This window comes from Glutamicibacter sp. BS14 (assembly GCF_056934375.1).
Window position 1 is genome coordinate 3766326 of sequence record NZ_CM167801.1, and the last position, 18867, is coordinate 3785192.

At 58.8% G+C, this 18867-nt stretch carries 19 protein-coding genes, 1 tRNA gene and 2 riboswitches; of the genes, 9 read left to right on the forward strand and 11 right to left on the reverse strand.

The annotated features are described in order from the left end of the window. Positions 1–113: 113 nt before the first annotated feature. Positions 114–2492: a DNA helicase PcrA gene (gene pcrA, locus AC1Z36_RS17650; protein WP_105661600.1), complete on the reverse strand. Its 2379-nt coding sequence runs from the start codon at positions 2490–2492 to the stop codon at positions 114–116. 83 nt (positions 2493–2575) lie between these two features. On the opposite strand from pcrA, the gene AC1Z36_RS17655 reads away from it, so the two are divergent. Both AC1Z36_RS17655 and AC1Z36_RS17660 read left to right on the forward strand, forming a co-directional pair. Continuing rightward, entirely contained in the window at positions 2576–3238 is a 663-nt protein-coding gene (locus tag AC1Z36_RS17655; RefSeq protein ID WP_133833228.1) for a hypothetical protein, read from the forward strand. 67 nt (positions 3239–3305) lie between these two features. Continuing rightward, positions 3306–3379, forward strand: a tRNA-Arg gene (locus AC1Z36_RS17660). 121 nt (positions 3380–3500) lie between these two features. On the opposite strand, the gene AC1Z36_RS17665 is transcribed toward AC1Z36_RS17660, so the two are convergent. Further along, the gene (locus tag AC1Z36_RS17665; protein WP_105661599.1) at positions 3501–4730 is read right to left on the reverse strand and encodes an ROK family transcriptional regulator; all 1230 of its coding nucleotides are present in this window, start codon (positions 4728–4730) and stop codon (positions 3501–3503) included. A gap of 187 nt (positions 4731–4917) precedes the next feature. Here AC1Z36_RS17665 and AC1Z36_RS17670 point away from each other — a divergent pair, with 187 nt between their 5' ends. Continuing rightward, on the forward strand, positions 4918–5328 hold the full coding sequence (locus AC1Z36_RS17670; RefSeq protein WP_105659133.1) for an NUDIX hydrolase: 411 nt from the start codon (positions 4918–4920) through the stop codon (positions 5326–5328). 38 nt (positions 5329–5366) lie between these two features. Here the strand turns inward: AC1Z36_RS17670 and AC1Z36_RS17675 are convergent, their stop codons facing one another. From AC1Z36_RS17675 to AC1Z36_RS17690, 4 genes are all read right to left on the reverse strand, one after another. After that, the gene (locus tag AC1Z36_RS17675) at positions 5367–5903 is read right to left on the reverse strand and encodes an HNH endonuclease (protein WP_400291495.1); all 537 of its coding nucleotides are present in this window, start codon (positions 5901–5903) and stop codon (positions 5367–5369) included. A 189-nt stretch (positions 5904–6092) separates the two neighbouring features. Then, positions 6093–6920, reverse strand: a complete 828-nt coding sequence (locus tag AC1Z36_RS17680) for a C40 family peptidase (protein WP_483561549.1) — start codon at positions 6918–6920, stop codon at positions 6093–6095. 3 nt (positions 6921–6923) lie between these two features. Further along, a riboswitch (cyclic di-AMP (ydaO/yuaA leader) is annotated at positions 6924–7094 on the reverse strand. 123 nt (positions 7095–7217) lie between these two features. Beyond that, positions 7218–8264, reverse strand: a complete 1047-nt coding sequence (locus AC1Z36_RS17685) for a M23 family metallopeptidase (RefSeq protein WP_133833230.1) — start codon at positions 8262–8264, stop codon at positions 7218–7220. A gap of 4 nt (positions 8265–8268) precedes the next feature. Beyond that, positions 8269–8419, reverse strand: a riboswitch (cyclic di-AMP (ydaO/yuaA leader). A gap of 104 nt (positions 8420–8523) precedes the next feature. Continuing rightward, positions 8524–9222 carry an iron-dependent transcriptional repressor DtxR gene (locus tag AC1Z36_RS17690; RefSeq protein WP_105659129.1) on the reverse strand — a complete coding sequence of 233 codons (699 nt, stop codon included), beginning with the start codon at positions 9220–9222 and terminating at the stop codon, positions 8524–8526. A 260-nt stretch (positions 9223–9482) separates the two neighbouring features. Here AC1Z36_RS17690 and serC point away from each other — a divergent pair, with 260 nt between their 5' ends. Next, positions 9483–10604, forward strand: a complete 1122-nt coding sequence (gene serC, locus AC1Z36_RS17695) for a phosphoserine transaminase (RefSeq protein WP_483561550.1) — start codon at positions 9483–9485, stop codon at positions 10602–10604. Positions 10605–10678: 74 nt separating this feature from the next. Here serC and AC1Z36_RS17700 read toward each other — a convergent pair whose 3' ends face one another. Beyond that, a complete protein-coding gene (locus tag AC1Z36_RS17700; RefSeq protein ID WP_483561551.1) occupies positions 10679–11287 on the reverse strand; it encodes a DUF3027 domain-containing protein in 609 nt (202 codons plus the stop codon). Positions 11288–11290: 3 nt separating this feature from the next. Beyond that, positions 11291–11674 (reverse strand): cold-shock protein, encoded by a 384-nt coding sequence (locus tag AC1Z36_RS17705; protein ID WP_038990235.1) that lies wholly within the window; start codon positions 11672–11674, stop codon positions 11291–11293. Positions 11675–11928: 254 nt separating this feature from the next. Here AC1Z36_RS17705 and AC1Z36_RS17710 point away from each other — a divergent pair, with 254 nt between their 5' ends. From AC1Z36_RS17710 to AC1Z36_RS17730, 5 genes are all read left to right on the forward strand, one after another. Continuing rightward, the gene (locus tag AC1Z36_RS17710) at positions 11929–12147 is read left to right on the forward strand and encodes a hypothetical protein (RefSeq protein WP_105659126.1); all 219 of its coding nucleotides are present in this window, start codon (positions 11929–11931) and stop codon (positions 12145–12147) included. A 58-nt stretch (positions 12148–12205) separates the two neighbouring features. Continuing rightward, positions 12206–12913 carry a response regulator transcription factor gene (locus tag AC1Z36_RS17715; RefSeq protein ID WP_105659125.1) on the forward strand — a complete coding sequence of 236 codons (708 nt, stop codon included), beginning with the start codon at positions 12206–12208 and terminating at the stop codon, positions 12911–12913. A 52-nt stretch (positions 12914–12965) separates the two neighbouring features. Beyond that, entirely contained in the window at positions 12966–14504 is a 1539-nt protein-coding gene (locus tag AC1Z36_RS17720; protein ID WP_105659124.1) for a sensor histidine kinase, read from the forward strand. 111 nt (positions 14505–14615) lie between these two features. Beyond that, positions 14616–14906, forward strand: coding sequence for a WXG100 family type VII secretion target (locus AC1Z36_RS17725; protein WP_038990044.1), 291 nt, complete (start codon positions 14616–14618; stop codon positions 14904–14906). A gap of 43 nt (positions 14907–14949) precedes the next feature. Continuing rightward, positions 14950–15840, forward strand: a complete 891-nt coding sequence (locus AC1Z36_RS17730) for a DUF4031 domain-containing protein (RefSeq protein WP_105661593.1) — start codon at positions 14950–14952, stop codon at positions 15838–15840. Positions 15841–15939: 99 nt separating this feature from the next. Here AC1Z36_RS17730 and groL read toward each other — a convergent pair whose 3' ends face one another. From groL to AC1Z36_RS17745, 3 genes are all read right to left on the reverse strand, one after another. Further along, a complete protein-coding gene (gene groL / locus AC1Z36_RS17735) occupies positions 15940–17577 on the reverse strand; it encodes a chaperonin GroEL (RefSeq protein WP_105659122.1) in 1638 nt (545 codons plus the stop codon). A gap of 296 nt (positions 17578–17873) precedes the next feature. Further along, positions 17874–18479: a LytR C-terminal domain-containing protein gene (locus tag AC1Z36_RS17740; RefSeq protein WP_105659121.1), complete on the reverse strand. Its 606-nt coding sequence runs from the start codon at positions 18477–18479 to the stop codon at positions 17874–17876. Between the two features lie 42 nt (positions 18480–18521). Continuing rightward, complete coding sequence (locus AC1Z36_RS17745) at positions 18522–18812, reverse strand: DUF3263 domain-containing protein (RefSeq protein ID WP_105659120.1); 291 nt, start codon at positions 18810–18812, stop codon at positions 18522–18524. Between the last annotated feature and the right edge of the window lie 55 nt (positions 18813–18867).

Below are 18867 nucleotides of genomic sequence, written 5' to 3' on the forward strand. Positions count from 1 at the left end.
CTCAGACTATCCCGACTTTCGCAAACTTCCCACTTTTACAACACGTAGAGAAACTCGCGGGTCCTGCATCAAAGCAGCCGAATGTGACGCAGGAAACACGGAGGGCCGGTTGGCTAGTCCACGATTTCTAGCGGTGCATAGCGCAGCAATAGCCTCTTCTCAGAGTCCGGGAACTGCACCTTGGCCACCGTCTTGTCGCCTGCGCCTTCTAAAGCAATAACAGTGCCCAAGCCAAACGAGGAATGCTTAACATTCTGCCCGACTTCAGGGATGGTAATGTCCTTATTCTGCACAACTCGCGTCTTGGAAATAGGGGCGGCGTTGTGCCCTCGCACCGGTTGCGCCGATGCCGAACCTGCACCCCAGTGGCTGCCACGTTCATATCTGCTCGTGGCGAAATTCACCGCTGCGTTACCGAAACCGAAGCCCATTCCACCGCCAGAGCCCTCGCTCTTCCAGTCGATCAGCTCGCCCGGAACCTCTTCCAGGAACTGGCTCGCAGGGTTGTACTGGGCCTGCCCCCAGAGGCTGCGCTGTTCGGCACGGGTCAGGTACAGGCGTTCACGGGCACGGGTCAGTCCGACATAGGCCAGGCGGCGTTCCTCGGCCAGTTCCTTTTCGTCGGTCATGGAACGCTGGTGCGGGAAGACACCGTGCTCCATGCCCGTCAGGAAGACCACCGGGAATTCCAATCCCTTGGCAGTATGCAGGGTCATCAAGGTGACCACGCCTTCCTGCACGGCCATTGCTGCTCCCTCATCATCGCTGGGAGCCTCTGGAATCTGGTCGGCATCGGCTACGAGCGCCACGCGCTCCAGGAACCCTTCGAGACCGCCTTCCGGTTCTTCGTTCACGTAGTCCCGGACCACGGCGACCAATTCGGCGAGGTTCTCCACCCGCGACTCATCCTGCGGATCCGAGGAGAGCCGAAGGGTCTCCAGGTATCCGGTCTGCTCCAGCACTGCTTCAAGGGCCTCTGCCGGCCCTGAGCCTTCCGCCACGGTCTTCAAGTCATCCATCATGGAGACAAACGCAGCAGTCATCTTGATTCCGCGGGTTCCCAAGCCTGGTGCTTCATCCGAACGGCGCAATGCGTCCATGAAGGAAACGCGATCCCGTTCAGCCAACGCTGCCACGGCGCCTTCGGCACGGTCGCCGATGCCGCGCTTGGGCTCGTTGAGGATTCGGCGGACGTTGATGTCATCATCCGGGTTCACCAAGGCGCGCAGGTAGGCAAGTGCGTCCTTGATTTCCTTGCGGTCGTAGAACCTGGTGCCGCCGACTACGCGGTACTTCAGGTCCACGCGCATCAGCTGTTCTTCCAGTGCACGCGATTGGGCGTTAGTGCGGTAGAAGATCGCCACGTCGCCCGGGCGGACATCCTCGTCATCGTTCAAGCGAAGTATTTCTTCGGCAATCCAGCGTGCTTCGTCGGATTCTGACTCCCCAACATAACCGGTGATCTTCTCGCCGTCGCCGCTGGCAGTCCACAGCTTCTTGTCATTGCGGTCGGGGTTTCGCTTGATGACCTCGTTGGCCGCGGACAGAATTGTCTGGGTGGAACGATAGTTCTGTTCCAGCTTGATGGTTGCCGCGTTCGGATAGTCCTTTTCGAAGTCGACGATGTTGCGGATATCGGCACCGCGGAAAGCGTAAATCGACTGGTCGGAGTCGCCGACAACGGTCAGTTCGCCTGGGACGGTATCACCTTCGGCACCGGTGAGTTCACGCACCAGCGAGTACTGGGCGTGGTTAGTATCCTGGTATTCGTCAATAAGCACATGGCGGAACCGGCGGCGGTAGTTATCGGCCACTCGCGGGAACGCACGGAACATGTAGACGACCTGTCCAATCAGGTCGTCGAAGTCCATGGCGTTGGCAGCGCGCAGGCGGCGGGTGTAACCGCGGTAGACCTCGGAAACGGCTCGCGAGAACGGATCATTGGTATTGATCGTCGCCGCGTAGTCTTCATCATCTATCAGCTCATTTTTCAACGAGGAGATCTTGTGGGCAATTGCCTTGGGCGTGAAACGCTTCGGGTCGATCTCCAAAGATTTGGCGACTAAGGTGATCAGGCGCAAGGAATCCGTGGAGTCGTAGATTGAGAAGTTGGATTTCATTCCAATGGTGGCCGCCTCGCGACGCAAAATACGCACGCATGAGGAGTGGAAAGTAGAGATCCACATCTTCTTCGCTTGCTCGTCGCCAATAAGCTCAGCGGCTCGTTCGCGCATTTCGGCAGCGGCCTTGTTGGTGAAGGTGATCGCCAGGATTTCGTGCGGCCGAGCACGTCCGGTCGCCAGGAGGTAGGCAATGCGGTGCGTGAGCACACGGGTCTTTCCTGAACCAGCGCCGGCCACGATCAGCAACGGACCCCCAGCATAACGAACTGCTTCTTCCTGCTGCGGGTTCATGCCGACCAAAAGCTCCTCAGCAGTGGGCATGACCTGCTGTGCGGTATCCGGGGCGAAATCGTCAAAAAGGAAATCCATGATGTAGCCAGTCTACGTGGAGCGCCGGACACTTTCAGTGTGAGCGGGAAAGCCCACGCTATTGGCCGGGCATAATAGAAGATATGGCAAAGAAGGTCAGGAAAACCAAGGAATACCGCAAGCCCCAGCAGTTCGCCCAGGCGCCGAACGCGCCGCGCGGCATGAACATGGGGCCAGGCAAGGTGCAAAGCACCTCCCACGAGAACAGTTCGAACCCGATGCTGCTGATCTCGGTGGGCTTGATCATATGCGCTGCGCTATTCGCGTACTACCATCTGCTCACGATGGTGCAGATGCAGGACCTCAGCGATTCCCTGGCGATGCCCGATCAGCGTATTTTCGGCTACACCGTAAGCGACATAGAAGCATTGCGTGGCGCCATGGATGAAGATGCTGTTGGCCAGCTCAACTACTTGCACAAGACCGCTGGTTTCCTCTTCCCGATGTTTACTGCGGTCTTCTCCATGCTGTTGTTCATCCGCTGGATTCCTCACCGCCAGACGCGTTGGCTGGCTTGGGTTGCCCCGCTGGGCTTCGCGGCAATTGATATTTGGGAGAACTTCGCAATTGATGCCCTGTTCACTGGAGACCTCAGTGAAGGAGCTGTCGTTTTGGCATCGATCCTCACGACCATCCGCTGGGCACTGCTGATCATCACTGCGGGTCTTGTTGTGGGTCTTGGCGCTATCCGTGCCAATCGTGCGCTCAAGGCAAAGATGCTCGCAATTCGTGAGGGTACTGCCTAAGCCAGTGCGTGGGAATTACACCCGGGACATCCTAGTAAGATAGTGTTGTTGGTGTTTTCACGCCCATGCCCCTGTAGCTCAGTAGGATAGAGCGACCCTCTCCTAAAGGGTAGGCCGTCGGTTCGATTCCGGCCAGGGGCACAACTAGAGCCTTGTTTCCAGTCCTCGGACGGGAAACAAGGCTCTTGTCGTTACTACGGCGTTAAGCACTGCGGGTACGTTCCATCTGGAACGTACCCGCAGTGCTTAGTATGAGTCTCGATTAACGCAGCAGCAATGCGGTCGCCTTTGGCGACAGCGAAGCGTCCATGACCACGCAAGCGCCACCGATGGCGCCGACGTTGGAGCCGAGCTCGGAGGTGCGGGTTTCGATTTCATGCACTCCGCGCAGGGCGAAGCGGCGGCCAATGGCGTCGCGGACTTGATCGTCGACCAGTTCGGATACCTTTTCCCACTGTGGACCGCCGAAGACGACTTCGCGAACGTCCAGCGAGTTGGCAAGCTGGCCGGCAACTTCGCCAACCTTGATCATGGCTTCGGTGACCAGTTCCTTGGCGACCTTGTTTCCTTCGTGAGCCAGCTCGTAGAGGCGGTTCATTCCGGCAGCCCGCTGTTCCGGGCCAACGATTTCGTAGCTTGGCAGTTCCAGCCCGCGTTCCTTGGCCTGCGCGGCGATGAATTCGTAGGAGGTGCCGGAAGCGAGGCAATCCTCCGCACCGCATTGTTCGCAGGCCACAGATTTGTAACCGGTTGAGTAGTGGCCGATTTCGCCAGCGTTGTTGCTTGCACCGTGGTGGACATCGCCGTTGAATACCAGGCCAGCGCCGAAGCCGTGACCGCAGTAAATGAAGACGAAGTCGTTGTTCTTCTCTTCCTTGGACTGCCACAGTTCGCCAACTGCTGAAGCGATGGTGTCCTTTTCGATGATGACCTGCAGGCGCAAGAGCTTGCGCAGCGGGTTCACCAGTTCAACATCTGCCCAGCCATCGAGCAGTGGCGGGTTCAGCACCACTCCTTCTTCGACGTTTACTGGACCCGGAACAGCAATGCCGACACCGACGATGTGCTTCTTCGGCACGCGGATCTCGGCAATGAGTTCCTTAACGGTAGTTGCCATGAGCTGGACAGTTTCGGTAGCTACTTCGAGGTTGGGAACTTCGATGCGGCGTTCGCGCAGGACCTCGCCGCGCAGGTTCATTGCGACGAAGGTCAGCACGCTGGGGTCTAGGTGGATGCCAATGGAAACAAGACGGTTGCCTTCGAGCTCCAGAACGGTGCGAGGCTTGCCTGGTCCGGAGACGATCGTGCGGTCTTCTCGGACGATTCCGTCGTCCAGCAAACGGCGGACAACGTTGGAAATGGTCTGTGGCGACAGACCAGTCGAACCGGCCAGTTCAACGCGGCTAATTCCCTCTGGTGCCCGTCGAATTGACTCAAGAATTACGGCTTGGTTGAAGTCTCCCAAGCGTCCTAGATTTGTACCCCGTCGCATTTATTGCTCCATAGATCTGTAAAGTTGATGGATCGATCTTTCAATTCCAACGTTTTCGGTAGTCATCAATACTTCGGTTAGATACTGCGAGTAAAGTAACCATGGTGAACTAGAACTAAAACCGTTGGAGATCCAATTAAGCACGTTACCATCTCTAACTCCTGTAAACACGCGATATTGTGTTTTAGTGAAGAAAAATTTGACGATCTCAGCGGCGTGTTTAATCAACAACCAAGGAGAAATTCTCCTGGTTCGCAAGCGTGGAACGACGAAGTTCATGCAACCTGGCGGCAAACCCGAAGCCGGGGAAACAGCGTTACAAACTATCATTCGAGAAATTCGTGAAGAATTGGGCCTCAGCTTCACCGCTGACGAGCTGCAATACGACGGCGAATGGATCGGACCGGCTGCCAACGAGGCGGAGACGATGATCCGCGCCTCTTTATACAGCGCAGCCTTCGATGGCGAACTCGTCCCGTTAGCGGAATTGGAGGAGCTGCTGTGGATCGACCCGCAGGTGGCCCTGGAACGCGACGATCTAGCTCCGTTGCTTCGCGACCGCGTCCTGCCGCTAGCCATTGAACGCAGCAAGAAATAGGCGCCGCTGGGTTCCTCCCAGCAGCATCAGGCCAGCGGCTAGCTTGCGTGCAAGTATTCGTCCCATGCCGCATCAACGTGCTGCAGTCCCGAAACCAGATGGCCAGCAACGCGTGGACGATGAGGTGTAATACGCAGTTGCCAGCCCAGTTGCGAGAGCATCTTGTCCGCTTTGCGGCTATTGCATAGCAGGCAAGCGGCCACGAGGTTCTCCCAGGTGTTCTGGCCTCCCCTGCTGCGGGGAATCACGTGGTCAATCGTATTGGCAGCTTTGCCGCAATACGCGCAGGTAAAAGCGTCTCTACGCAGAACGCCCCTACGAGTGACATGTTGCATGTCCCTGTAGGGGCGTCGTACATAGCGTTTCAGAACGATGACAGTTGGCCGAGGTAGATCTCCATGAGAACTGCGGATGGGGGCGAGATCATCTTGGAGAACGATGCTCGCTTTTTCGGTCATGACTAGCACTAGTGCTCGACGGAACGTCACAACTGCTAGTGGTTCGTATCCTGCGTTTAATACCAAAGTTCGCATTGCTCGTACTACCTTCATGAACCGATGGCCACCATCTGGCATTGATGGAGCTCGCGTTCTGCTCGGAGTGTCTCTAAGCGCTAGCCTATGCGATGCTTCGGATTATTGGTGGGTACCTAACCAAGAAATTGTCTTCTTTTCATCGTTCTGATGCCCGGAGTTCAACTGGTTAAACGAACATAGGCCATCGGATGTCTTTCTCATCCGATGGCCTATGAAAAGCTTTGAAGCTTAGCCAGCTAGGGTGTAGTAGCCGTACAGCGGGTTGCGCGAAACCGAGTGGATCATGGTGTCCACGGTTGGGTTCTGCGCGCCGATCATCTGGCCGCCGCCCAGGTAGATGCCGACGTGGCCGCCACCGTTCTGGAATACCAAGTCGCCTGGCTTAGGGTTGCTGGTGCGGACGAACTGGCCGGATCCGAGGATGGCCGAGGTGCCTCGAGCAATGTTGATGCCGTGCTGCGCGTAGACGTACTTGACGAAGCCGGAGCAATCCCAGCCGCTTGGACCGTTGCCACCCCATACGTATGGAACGCCCACGTACTTGGCAGCGGTGCCTGCGATGCCGGAAAGGTTGGAGGTCTGAACAGGAGTTTCAGCCTTTGGCTGAGCCTTCTGCTGCGGAGCCGATTCCTGTCCACCCGAACGGCTCTGACGAGTCATCGGGGCCATCGAATCAGAGTTACCCGAGTTGCTGCTGCGGGTAGTTGGGGTGATGTCATTCGAAACTGCAATGACAACAGGCTCTGGCTTCTCTTCAGCGGTGAAGCTGGCGCGCTCGATTGCGACATCAGCCTTCTTGTCAGCAGCTACCTTTACTGCCTTGACTGCAACACGCTCTGGATTGATGGTGTCAACAGGCGATACAGAAACGTCACGTGGTGCAGTTGCCTGGCCAGGCACGCCCAGAGTGACGATCAAGCCGGATGCTGCAGCTACAACGGCGGCCTGGCGGCCTACCGAGCCAGCGTTGGATGCTACGGCCTGCGAAATCGCCTGTAGCGAGTTGGTGCGTGGAACGTCGGCGCGGCGACGTCCGCGTGCATGACTCTTGGTCAAAATATTGCCTCTCCTTGATACCTACGAGGTAAGCTGTCGGGTTCGAAGTGGAGTTACCTCGGTGGATTCGAAGTTGCCTTCTCTATCCACTTCACCCCTAGGGTTGTTAGCCAAAACTAACGACCCGATATTGGTTCCCCCGCCACTGCCGTACGAGTTGTGTATAACTACTCATTGCGTGTTGGCAGTGCTCGGTTCTCACGCAATGATGCCCAGGGATCCCCATGGCACGCATACAAGACTATAGGAAGTTTTTTGAAATGTCACGTTTTGATCACGGAATGGTGACGAACGTCGTTATAACCAACCTGCTGGGTCTTTGAACTGACCGTCAACGATCACTTCGAAGTGCACGTGAGGACCGGTTGAGTTGCCAGTGCTGCCGGCCAACGCAACAACGTCACCGCGCTTAACTTTCTGGCCAACCTTCACAACCAGCTGGCTGTTGTGGCTGTAACCGGTCTCCAGGCCGTTGCCGTGGTCAAGGGTGATGCGGTTACCGGAGTGCCCAGCCCAACCCGAGACAGTCACAACACCGTCAGCTGCCGCGTAGACCTTGGTACCGCTTGGCACACCGTAGTCGGTGCCGCTGTGGATCATGAAACCTGGACCGGTTGGATTCTTGCGGTGCCCGAACGTGGAGGTGATGCGCTTCGTGGTGACCGGTGCGCCGAGCAATCCCGAGGTGTCCTTGATGGCCGTGACGCTACCGCCCGAAGCGGTCATGATCTCGGCGAACTTCTCTTCCTTGGCAACTTCGGTGTTCAGTTCGGAGGTCAAAGCTGCACGCTCCACGGACAGTTCCGCATTGCCGGTTGGTGCAGTTACATCTACAACTGCGGAAGTGGCGGTGCGCTGAGCTGCGACCTCAACGGCCTTGTTCTCCTCCGCGCTGCCGGAGAGCTGTGGAGTTACGGCGGCAAGCGCCAAACCCGAAACGGCGGCTACGGCTGCCACCTTGTGGGCGAATCCACGGTGGGTGGGTTTCTGAACCTTGGACTTGAGGCTCGAAATGAACTCGACATTGCCTGCTGCTTCGATCGGGGCAGGCTTGCTGGCAGGGGCTTGAACAGCTCCTGGCAATGCAACGACGTTGCTCGCGGTATCCTTGCCGGCCAGCAGGGTCTGGTTAGGAGCAACACCGTAGCGCTGCATGGAGTCGAATCGTCGACCAACGAAATCTTCATGTACCGGCTTGACCGGTGCAATCATAGGGACGGTGGCAGCAGCACGTGCTGCTCGGCGCCCGCCGTTACGCTCAGCAGTCGAAGCGGTGACTTCTGCAATCACATCTACTTCGACGCCGGCAGCGCGGCGACGTCCCGCAGTCTTGGTTTCTACCAAAACATTCCTCTCACTGTTGCGCCTACGAAGTTAGCTGTCGGGTTCGGCTATTGAGAATCAGCCGGCCTGCTTGTCGCAGAACTTCACCCCAAGGCGTTTGCACGCCGGAAAGTGGGTCCCCCGTTATTGCCCTCAAGATTTGGTGACCGTTTCTGGCGCAGGGCAACACTAGGCGGTCGCACCAAAAATGGATAGAGCTAACTAGATCGCTAGCTCCAAGACTTAACGCTACCTGTCAACGCCGAAAGTTACAATTTCGTTATCTTTTCTGAGACTTTACAAATACGTGTGCGCTGACCTCGACCGGCAGCTCCAGGGCGCCTTCGATGCCGTCCACGCGCACTACAACGTAGTCGTCGGCGCGCTCCAAGGTGACAATCGCACCTGGGCGTATTCCACCTTCGTTCAGTTGTCCGAGCAGGATTGGGTCCGTTTGGATCGGTTCGGCCAGGCGCTCAATTGCCACTGGGCCGATGTTTCCGGACAGCAGGGCATCATCCAAGTTCTCTACTTCATGTGAGATTTCGCCCACATTGGGGCCACCGAGGACTTCCAGGCCCGGAATTGGGTTGCCGTAGGGCGACACTGTTGGCTTGCCCAGAAGATCAAAGAGCCGACGCTCAACGCGTTCGCTCATCACGTGTTCCCAGCGGCACGCTTCATCGTGCACGTACTCCCAGTCCAACCCGATGATGTCCGACAACAGGCGCTCCGCCAAGCGGTGCTTGCGCATCACGCCCGTAGCCAGCTCGTGACCTTTTTCGGTCAAAGCAAGGTGGCGATCGGTCGATACGATAACCAGGCCGTCTCGTTCCATGCGAGCAACCGTCTGCGACACGGTTGGGCCCGAGTGGCCAAGACGCTCTGCAATTCGGGCGCGCAGTGCCACGATTTCCTCTTCTTGAAGCTCAAGAATGGTACGCAGATACATCTCAGTTGTATCGATAAGATCAGACACGGCAGTCGCTCCTGGAAGTCACAACAATTAAGTTCGCTCGAAATTTACGTGGCGTCGATATCCCACTCTACTTGGTCGGAGCTGCAGAAAGCCCTGTAACCCGCCAAGCCCTCGGCGTAACCGACCGACGCGCTTTTCTCACGACACCCCGCTATTTGCGAAGATATCTATTGAAACGCCAAGGCTATCTGTCAATATTCCAAACCATGGGTAATGGTGGCCGTTATGGCACTTCAATCTATCGCTACAAGAGGAGCGCGATGAGCACGGATATCAACATTCCAGAAAACCTTCTGCCCGCCGATGGTCGATTCGGTGCAGGACCTTCCAAGGTTCGCGCAGAACAGATCCAGGCCATCGTCGATGCCGGCGCCGAACTGCTGGGCACCTCCCACCGCCAGGCTCCGGTCAAGAACCTCGTAGCTTCGGTTCAGGACGGCCTGAAGGAAATGTTCAGCGCGCCAGAGGGCTACGAAGTTCTTCTCGGCGTGGGTGGATCCACCGCATTCTGGGATGCCGCTGCATTCAGCCTGGTCCGTTCCAAGGCGCAGCACCTGTCCTTCGGCGAATTCGGCTCGAAGTTCGCCAAAGCCACCGACAAGGCTCCATTCCTGGAACCTTCCTCCATCATTGTCGGCGAGCCGGGCACCGTACCTGAACCCGTAGCCGAAGCCGACGTAGACCTCTACGCGTGGCCGCACAATGAGACCTCAACCGGTGCCGCGGCGCCGATCAAGCGCGTTGCTGGCGCCAACGACGATGCACTGGTAGTCATTGACGCCACCAGCGCCGCTGGCGGCCTGGACGTTGATCTGTCCGAGACCGACGTGTACTACTTCGCTCCGCAGAAGAACTTCGCTTCCGACGGCGGCCTGTGGCTGGCTTTCGTTTCTCCCGCCGCGATTGCCCGCATCGAGGAAATCGCAGCAACCGACCGCTGGATCCCCGACTTCTTGAACCTGGCGACCGCGCTGGATAACTCCTTGAAGAACCAGACCTACAACACGCCATCGCTGACCACTCTTGTGGGCCTGGATGCGCAGATCAAGTGGATCAATGCCAACGGCGGCCTGAAGTGGGCGGCAGCGCGCACGGCACAGTCCGCTGGGATGATCCGGGCTTGGGCCGAGGCTTCCGAAATAGCTTCCCCTTATGTGGCCGACCCAGCGCACCGCTCGAACGTCATCTCCACCATTGACTTCGATGACTCGGTCGATGCCTCGGCAATTGCCAAGGCACTGCGCGCTAACGGCGTTGTCGACGTGGAACCATACCGCAAGCTGGGCCGCAACCAGCTGCGGATCGCCACCTTCGTTGCGATCGAGCCAAGCGACGTCGAAGCACTGCTCAAGTCCATCGACTACGTGATCGAGCAGCTCTAAGAACCCACGATTAAAGCCAAAGACCTTCGCACGACGATTCAGAATCGTTGTGCGAAGGTCTTTGCCGCTATTGCCTAGTTTTCCTTGCGCGTGCGATTGCGCTGCGCTGCCCGGCGACGGGCTGCGGTGCGCTGCGCCGTGCGACGGCGGCGTACCTGGCGACGTGCCGGCGACTTATGCTGCTGCACAGCGTCATCGTCATTTTCGGCGCCGTCCGCTTCGGCATCGGTCTGCTGATCCTGGGCCTCGGCGCCTGGATCCGATGGATCCGGCTCCTTCGCTGGCTCCGTGGCTTCAGGACCGTCGGCTTCCCCGCCGGTCCCGGCCAAGTCCTCTGCGGCTTCGGCGGCCTTGGCCGCTTCAATCTCTTCCTTTGCCAGGCGGTCGGCCCACGGCACCCATGCCGGAGCGAGCAATGACTGCTCCCCTGCAATAATGCCTACTTCGCAAACCGTCAGGTCCTTGGATTTTGCCCGTGAGACCCGCGCAAGCGTGGCGAACCAGGTCCATCCTTGATATCCCGACTTATGGGAGACAAAACGATGGGTGACAAGTCGCTCACCTTCCGCCGTGACGCCTAGGTGTTCGCCGATTTCTGACGCACCGGCAATTTCTGCGAGCGCGCCGCGAGCAGTATCCACTGCCTCGGCGAGGATGGTGTCCAACTTGGGTTTACGGGCCATTATTTATGCGTCCAGATCGTCGGCTACCGCACGAAGTACGGTAGCAACCTTCTTGCCATATGCCTGTTCAGGATAACGCCCATTGCGCAAGCTATTGGAAACGTTGTCGAGCAGCTTAATAAGATCTTCGATCAGCACTGCCTCGTCTTCGGGTTTCTTGCGCTTGGCACGTGCGACCGATGGGGCAGCTTCCAGCAAGCGCAGGCTCAGTGCCTGTGGGCCGCGGCGGCCTTCGGCAACGCCGAATTCCAGCCGGGTTCCGGGGCGCAGGTCATGCACGCCTTCGGGCAATGCCGCGGCATTGACGTAGATCTCTTTGCCATCTTCGGCGGTGATGAAGCCGAAGCCCTTGGCCTTTTCGTACCACTTAACCTTGCCGCTAGGCATGATCATTTACCTCGTTCGTTCTTGTAGCTAAGCTGCATGGCCGAGGCCTGCTCAGCGCCATGCATATTCATATGTGCGATCAGGCGGAGCCACTGCCGGAATTCTTCTCTGCTTCTTGCCGGGTGCTCAATCTGCTGGATCGCTTCAAGTCCTTTATCTAAGATTATGTCATCTCTCGTGCGGTGAATTCATCTTTGCCCGGCAATCTTCGCATTCCGCCTGTCGCCCATGGCTCCGGGGCTAAACTTGGTAGCGTGAGCGATTCATCCAAAACCATGACTGCACTTTCCCGATTGGCGATCATCATCGCCATCCTTTCCGCCTTGGCGCTGGTCGGAACCCTCGTCTTCTACTTCCAGGAGATCGCCATCCCGCCGCTGCTGATGCTCTTTGCGCGCTTGGGCTTGCCAACGGCATTCATCCTGGCCGCCATCGTGGTCTTCGGAAACGTCGCCAGGCGCCGAAAAAGCTAGCCACTCGCTTCAGCATTCACTCAGCGGACTCCCAGACTTCTTCGGCACACTGTAATCCATGAGTCCAAAAACTGCTGAGGCAAAACTTCTCGTTGTCGATGACGAGCCGAATATCCGCGAACTGCTCTCCACTTCCCTGCGCTTTGCAGGCTTCGAAGTTGTCGCTGCTGCCAACGGACGCGAAGCCCTCGCCGCCGTTGAAGCCGAAGAGCCGGACCTGGCCGTCCTGGACGTCATGCTTCCTGACATGGACGGTTTCACCATTACCCGGAAATTGCGCGCCGCTGGCCGCCACTTCCCGGTGCTGTTCCTGACCGCGCGCGACGACACCAGCGACAAGGTCACCGGCTTGACCGTCGGCGGCGACGACTACGTCACCAAGCCATTCAGCCTGGATGAAGTCGTCGCCCGCATCCGTGCCGTCCTGCGCCGTACCGCCAATGGCGAGGACGAGAACGCGACCATCATCGTGGCCGACCTTGAGCTGGATGACGACGCCCACGAGGTGCGCCGTGCCGGGGAGATCATTGACCTGTCCCCCACCGAGTTCAAGCTGCTGCGCTACCTGATGATGAACCCGAACCGCGTACTGTCTAAGTCGCAGATCTTGGACCATGTCTGGGAATACGACTTCAACGGCGATGCCTCGATCGTGGAATCCTACATTTCCTACCTGCGTCGCAAGGTCGACCGCCCGGAGTGGCCTGCACTGATCCAGACCAAGCGTGGCGTGGGCTACCTGATGCGCACCCCAGACCGCCGCTAACGGCACACGTAACGGTCCGCGCCAATAATTGAAGGCCTTGTAAAGTCAGCATATGAAGTCATTTCGAGCCCAGTGGCGTCGCACCTCGTTGCGGACCAAACTGGTCGCGGTCATGTTTGGACTGATGATCGTCGCGATCTTCGCTACCGCTATCGGTTCAGCGCATACGCTGAGGATCGCGATGACCAGCCAGATCGACAAGCAGCTGAACGTGTCCAAGTCGACGATGGCCTACGGGCTCAACAAGGCCTACCTCTACTCCTTGAACGAGGACAACGGCAGCCATGACGCCTTGGATGTCGATGCCACGCTGCTCGGGCTCAGCAGCGCCTACGCTGACATTCGCGACCAGGACGGCGAGATCGTCTACGTGATGCCGCGTTCGCGGGTCGGTCCTTCCAACGGCACGGATCTGCCGCTGCTTAATATGGAACAGATCCAGCAGCTGGCAGCCCACCCGAACTCCCCTGCTACGGTCCCCGGCGCCTTCCCCACCTCCGCTGGTTGGCGTACGGTGATGATCCCGTTGAAGAGCAGCGAGCTGAACCTGTTCTTGTCCATGCCGCTGGATAATGTGAACCGTACCGTCAGCCAAACTGCGGTGCTGGTGCTCTCCACCGGCACGCTTGCGGCCCTGCTGATGTCGATGATCGCCTACGGGCTCACCGGGCGTTCGCTCAAGCCGCTGATCAATGTGGAGCGCACCGCGTCGATGATCGCCGATGGCGATCTGTCCCAGCGCGTGAAGGACTATCCCGCTGAGACCGAAGTGGGCAGGCTCTCGCGCTCGCTCAACGCCATGCTGGCCCAAATTGAAAAGGCGTTCAACGACCGCGAGGCTTCCGAGCAGAAGATGCGCCGCTTCATCCAGGACGCCTCGCATGAGCTGCGTACCCCGCTGGTCACCATCCAGGGCTATTCGGAGTTCTACCGCTACGGCGGGCTGGCGGATCCGGAGGCCATGGACTCGGCGATGGGCCGCATCGAAAGCGAATCCAAGCGCATGGCCCGCCTGGTTGAGGACCTCTTGATGCTCGCCCGCCTGGACGAGCAACGCCCCATGGAAAAGCAGCCAGTGGATTTGCTGGTCCTGGGCCAGGACGCGGTGGAAGACACCAAGGTCCGTGCACCGGACCGTACCGTCAAACTTGTGGGGCTCGTGTCCGAACGCCCCAGCCCAGCGAGCACCGTCGGTGATGATGCCCGCATCCGGCAGATCATCGCCAACCTGCTCACCAACGCGCTGCGCTACACCCCGGAAGGTTCCCCCTTGGAAATTGCCGTCGGCGTGCGTTCATTGGTGGCTGGAACGCTGGACGCGGTCGTTGAAATCCGCGACCACGGCCCGGGCATCCCGGCCGAGGATTCCAAGCGCATTTTTGAACGCTTCTACCGCTCCGATAGCTCGCGCCAACGCGAGACCGGCGGTTCCGGCCTGGGCTTGGCCATTGTTGCGGCCATCGTCCAGCAGCACGGAGGTTCGGTGGCGTTGGCAGATACCCCTGGCGGTGGCGCCACGATGTCCATCTCCATGCCCTACGTGCCGCTGCGCGAACCGAAAGCACCGGAAGTCGACGATACGGAAGACTAGCGCCGATGGCTTTCTCCACACCCCGTGCCGGTTTTGCCCGGCACGGGGTGTGGTGTTTCTAAGGTGAGTGCATCAGTGATCAAACCGCTCATTCCAGAAAGGACGATTCCAGTGAGTACGTTCTCCACCAACACCGGCGAGATGCAGGTTAAATCCCAGGCCGTCATGAACACCATTGACCGGCTACGCAATGAGGTCTCGACCATGCAAATGAACTTGGACCAGTTGCAAAGCACCTGGCAGGGTTCCGCCGCGGCCTCCTTCCAGTCGATCGTGGCCGAATGGCGCTCAACCCATGTGCAGATCGAAGAGGCGCTGAGCAGCATTGCCACGGCCTTGAACCATGCCTCCATGCAGTACGAAGAGGTCGAGCAGGTCAACACCTCGCTGTTCCGTTACTGAAAACCGCAGACGCGACGGCCGGTTGATCAGTAGGCTTAGCCTTATGAGCATTCTGATCGACCCGCCGCGCTGGCCTGCCCACGGCACGCTCTTTGCCCACTTGGTGTCGGATACTTCATTGGCTGAACTCCATGAGTTCGCCGGGCAGCAAGAAATCTCCCGCCGCGCTTTCGACCGGGATCACTACGATGTGCCTCGCGAACGCTACGATCGGCTCGTGGCAGCTGGCGCCCTTGAAGTCTCCGGATCCGAGCTGGTCCGCGCACTGGTCAAGTCCGGGATTCGGATACCAGCCAAATACCGTCCGGAGAAGCTGGGCACCGTCCTCACCCGGCGTTGGTCCCGCACCTTGCCCACCGAGCCTCAGCTCGGAACCGAGCTGTTGGGCTATTGGTCCGAGAGCCATCGCCACTACCACGACCGGGTGCATCTGCTCTCGGTGCTCGAAGCCATCGACTGGCTGGCTGAAGGCCAGGCCGATCCCGAAGAGCTCATGCTGCTCCAACTCGCTGCGTGGTTCCACGACGCCGTCTACGCAGGAACCAGCGAAGACGAGTTCAAATCGGCCACCTTGGCCCGTGAACGGCTATGGGGAGTCCTCTCCCCTGGTGCCGTCTCGAAGGTCAGCGGGCTGGTCATGCTCACCGCCAAGCATGCCCCGGCAGAAACCGATCGCCTGGGCCATATCCTCTGCGATGCCGATCTGGAGGTCCTGGCCCGCCCCGCTCCGGCCTACCAGCGCTATGCCGAGGCCATCTACAAGGAGTACGGGCATCTTCCCCGCCATGTGCTTGCTGCCGGGCGCAGCAAGATACTCAGCGGCCTGTTGGAGAAAGAACTGATCTACGGCACCCAAGCCGGATCCCGGCGCTGGGAGCAGCGCGCGCGGAATAATTTGGGCACCGAGCTGGAGCTGTTGCACAGCTGGCTATAGTGCAACGCTTGTCCCACGTTAAACGGCCGATGGCCCGGATCCCTCGAAAGGATCCGGGCCATCGGCGCGATTACTGCGTGCTTAGTGCGTGCGGGAAGCTTAGAAGCCGCCCATTCCGCCCATGCCACCCATGTCATCGCCACCGGCTGGGGCAGCGCCAGCAGGAGCTGGCTTATCTGCGACAACAGCTTCGGTGGTCAGGAACAGGCCAGCGATCGATGCCGCGTTCTGCAGTGCCGAACGGGTCACCTTCACTGGGTCGTTGACACCAGCTTCGAGCAGGTTCACGTATTCGCCGGTTGCAGCGTTCAGGCCGTGGCCTGCTGGCAGGCCCTTGACCTTGTCAGCGACAACGCCTGGCTCCATGCCAGCGTTCAGGGCAATCTGCTTCAGCGGGGCTTCGATGCCAACGCGGACGATGTTCGCACCGGTAGCTTCGTCGCCTTCCAGAACCAGCTTCTCGAATGCTGCAGCGCCAGCCTGGATCAGTGCAACGCCACCACCGGCGACGATGCCTTCTTCAACAGCTGCCTTGGCGTTGCGCACGGCATCTTCGATGCGGTGCTTGCGCTCCTTGAGCTCTACCTCGGTAGCAGCGCCGGCCTTCAGCACAGCGACACCGCCGGAGAGCTTTGCGTGGCGCTCCTGCAGCTTCTCGCGGTCGTAGTCCGAGTCGGTGTTCTTGATCTCGGCTGCGATCTGGGCCTTGCGTCCCTCGATGGCGTCGGCTTCGCCGCCACCTTCAACGATGGTGGTCTCGTCCTTGGTGATAACGACCTTGCGGGCGGTACCGAGGACTTCCAGGCCTACGTTGTCCAGGGACAGGCCGATTTCCTCGGAAACAACCTGGCCGCCGGTGAGGATAGCGATGTCGGTCAGCATGGCCTTGCGACGGTCGCCGAAGCCCGGAGCCTTGACAGCAACGGACTTGAACAGGCCGCGGATCTTGTTCAGGATCAGGGTAGCCAGGGCTTCGCCCTCGACATCTTCGGCGATGATCAGCAGCGACTTGTTCGACTGCATGACCTTCTCCAGCAAGGTCACCATGTCCTTGACCGAGGAGATCTTCGAGTTCACGATGAGGACGTAAGGGTCCTCGAGAACGGTTTCCTGGCGCTCAGCGTCGGTGACGAAGTAAGCGGAGATGTAGCCCTTGTCGAAGCGCATGCCCTCTGCCAGCTCCAGCTCCAGGCCGAAGGTGTTGGATTCTTCAACGGTGATAACGCCCTGCTCGCCGACCTTGTCGAGAGCTTCAGCAATCAGTGCGCCGATTTCCGGATCGCCAGCAGAGATCGAAGCGGTAGCAGCGATCTGCTCCTTGGATTCGACCTTCTTCGCAGCGGCGAACAGTTCAGCGGTAACAGCTTCTACGGCCTTGTCGATACCGCGGCGCAGTGCGATTGGGTCAGCACCTGCGGCAACGTTGCGCAGGCCTTCCTTGACCAGTGCCTGTGCCAGCACGGTTGCGGTGGTGGTACCGTCTCCAGCGACGTCGTCGGTCTTCTTAGCAACTTCCTTGACCAGCTCTGCGCCGATCTTCTCGTAAGGCTCTTCGAGGTCGATTTCCTTAGCGATGGACACGCCGTCGTTGGTGATAGTAGGAGCGCCCCACTTCTTTTCCAGAACAACGTTGCGGCCGCGTGGGCCCAGGGTGACCTTCACCGCGTCAGCAAGGGTGTTCAGGCCGCGCTCAAGTCCGCGGCGTGCTTCCTCGTCAAATGCAATCATCTTAGCCATTGTGGCGTACGGTCCTTTCGGGACGATTTTGCGAAAATGCAACCGACAGACAGCGCCCGCGACGGACGAGTGGACCGGTGCGGCATCGGGCCAACAACCGTTTCAGCTCTCGCTATCTGAGGTATTTTCCACTCCCACGCCCTGCATCCGCTGTCCGGTGCTTCATGAAGTTCTTGGAGAACGCAAAAGCCGACCGGCGTTAGCAGTCGCAACGCATGAGTGCTAATACAAATATTGGCACTCTCGCATGGCGAGTGCAAGCCGATCGGCTCTGAGCGAATGGAATTATGAACGAATTATTCGTTTAGCCCCAGGGTGTCATCGGAGCCCAGAACCACGGTGACCCGGTTCGGAATGTTGCTGGTCTGCAGAACTTCGTCGATATTCAGGATTTCTGCAGCTTTTTCAGCGGTAGTGCGGTAGGACTCGGACATGTAATAAACCGTGGAGACTTCTGCGGGCCTGGTCCAGTTGTCGGCCACAATGCTGGTGAACCCGGCTTCGGCCATGGCGTCTTCGCCTTCATTAGCCAGACCGGCAACACTTGCCGCGTTGTACACGCCAATCAGCTGGCCGTAGAGCACGTCTTCGTCATCGATGGTGCTCGTTGGCGATGCGGATTCACTAGGTGTGGGTTCCACGGAGGGCTCGGCGGTGACTTCCTGGGTTTGCGAGGTGTCGCTTCCCGTGGAAGTCGCGAGGGTCTCCTTGAGCTGAGGGCCGAAGATGAAGGACAAGGCACCGATCACCAGCACGAGTACAGCGGTCAGCACTACCCAGCGCAATTTCCCACCGGTTGACTTCGACGCGGCGGACTGCGCCCATCCGTGGGCGTGGTGCGAACCCACACGGGTGCTGAACTCCGGAACGCGATCAAATTCGTCACGCGGGTAGTTGGTCATTCTTGTCCTTGCTCGAGGTCTGATTGGTCACGGCAGGCAGGGTTATCGTCCCGTGCCGACCTTACCGCCCACGCGACGTTTTGTGGAACGTGCTCTGCGCAGGCGCTTGACCAACATCGGGTCGTAGGCCAGTGCCGCGTCGGTTTCAATCAGCTGGTTCAGCAGCTGGTAGTAATTCGTCGGCGACATCGAAAACTGCTTGGTAATGGCTTGTTCCTTGGCCCCGGCATACTTCCACCACAACTTTTCCAGGTTGAGGATCTGTTGCGAACGCTCATCCAATTCCGAATCCGGGTTCATGACGAAATCCACCAGCAATTCATTCTCAGCCATACGTTCTCACCTCTGTCCTTGGACCAGTTTTCTCGGGTTTCGGTTATGCATGTAA

Excerpts from the sequence above, each read along its gene's own strand:
- pcrA (WP_105661600.1), bottom strand. The coding sequence starts at position 2,492 with ATGGATTTCCTTTTTGACGATTTCGCCCCGGATACCGCACAGCAGGTC.
- AC1Z36_RS17655 (WP_133833228.1), top strand. The coding sequence starts at position 2,576 with ATGGCAAAGAAGGTCAGGAAAACCAAGGAATACCGCAAGCCCCAGCAG.
- AC1Z36_RS17665 (WP_105661599.1), bottom strand. The coding sequence starts at position 4,730 with ATGCGACGGGGTACAAATCTAGGACGCTTGGGAGACTTCAACCAAGCC.
- AC1Z36_RS17675 (WP_400291495.1), bottom strand. The coding sequence starts at position 5,903 with ATGCCAGATGGTGGCCATCGGTTCATGAAGGTAGTACGAGCAATGCGA.
- serC (WP_483561550.1), top strand. The coding sequence starts at position 9,483 with ATGAGCACGGATATCAACATTCCAGAAAACCTTCTGCCCGCCGATGGT.
- AC1Z36_RS17700 (WP_483561551.1), bottom strand. The coding sequence starts at position 11,287 with ATGGCCCGTAAACCCAAGTTGGACACCATCCTCGCCGAGGCAGTGGAT.
- AC1Z36_RS17705 (WP_038990235.1), bottom strand. The coding sequence starts at position 11,674 with ATGCCTAGCGGCAAGGTTAAGTGGTACGAAAAGGCCAAGGGCTTCGGC.
- AC1Z36_RS17715 (WP_105659125.1), top strand. The coding sequence starts at position 12,206 with ATGAGTCCAAAAACTGCTGAGGCAAAACTTCTCGTTGTCGATGACGAG.
- AC1Z36_RS17720 (WP_105659124.1), top strand. The coding sequence starts at position 12,966 with ATGAAGTCATTTCGAGCCCAGTGGCGTCGCACCTCGTTGCGGACCAAA.
- AC1Z36_RS17730 (WP_105661593.1), top strand. The coding sequence starts at position 14,950 with ATGAGCATTCTGATCGACCCGCCGCGCTGGCCTGCCCACGGCACGCTC.
- groL (WP_105659122.1), bottom strand. The coding sequence starts at position 17,577 with ATGGCTAAGATGATTGCATTTGACGAGGAAGCACGCCGCGGACTTGAG.
- AC1Z36_RS17740 (WP_105659121.1), bottom strand. The coding sequence starts at position 18,479 with ATGACCAACTACCCGCGTGACGAATTTGATCGCGTTCCGGAGTTCAGC.
- AC1Z36_RS17745 (WP_105659120.1), bottom strand. The coding sequence starts at position 18,812 with ATGGCTGAGAATGAATTGCTGGTGGATTTCGTCATGAACCCGGATTCG.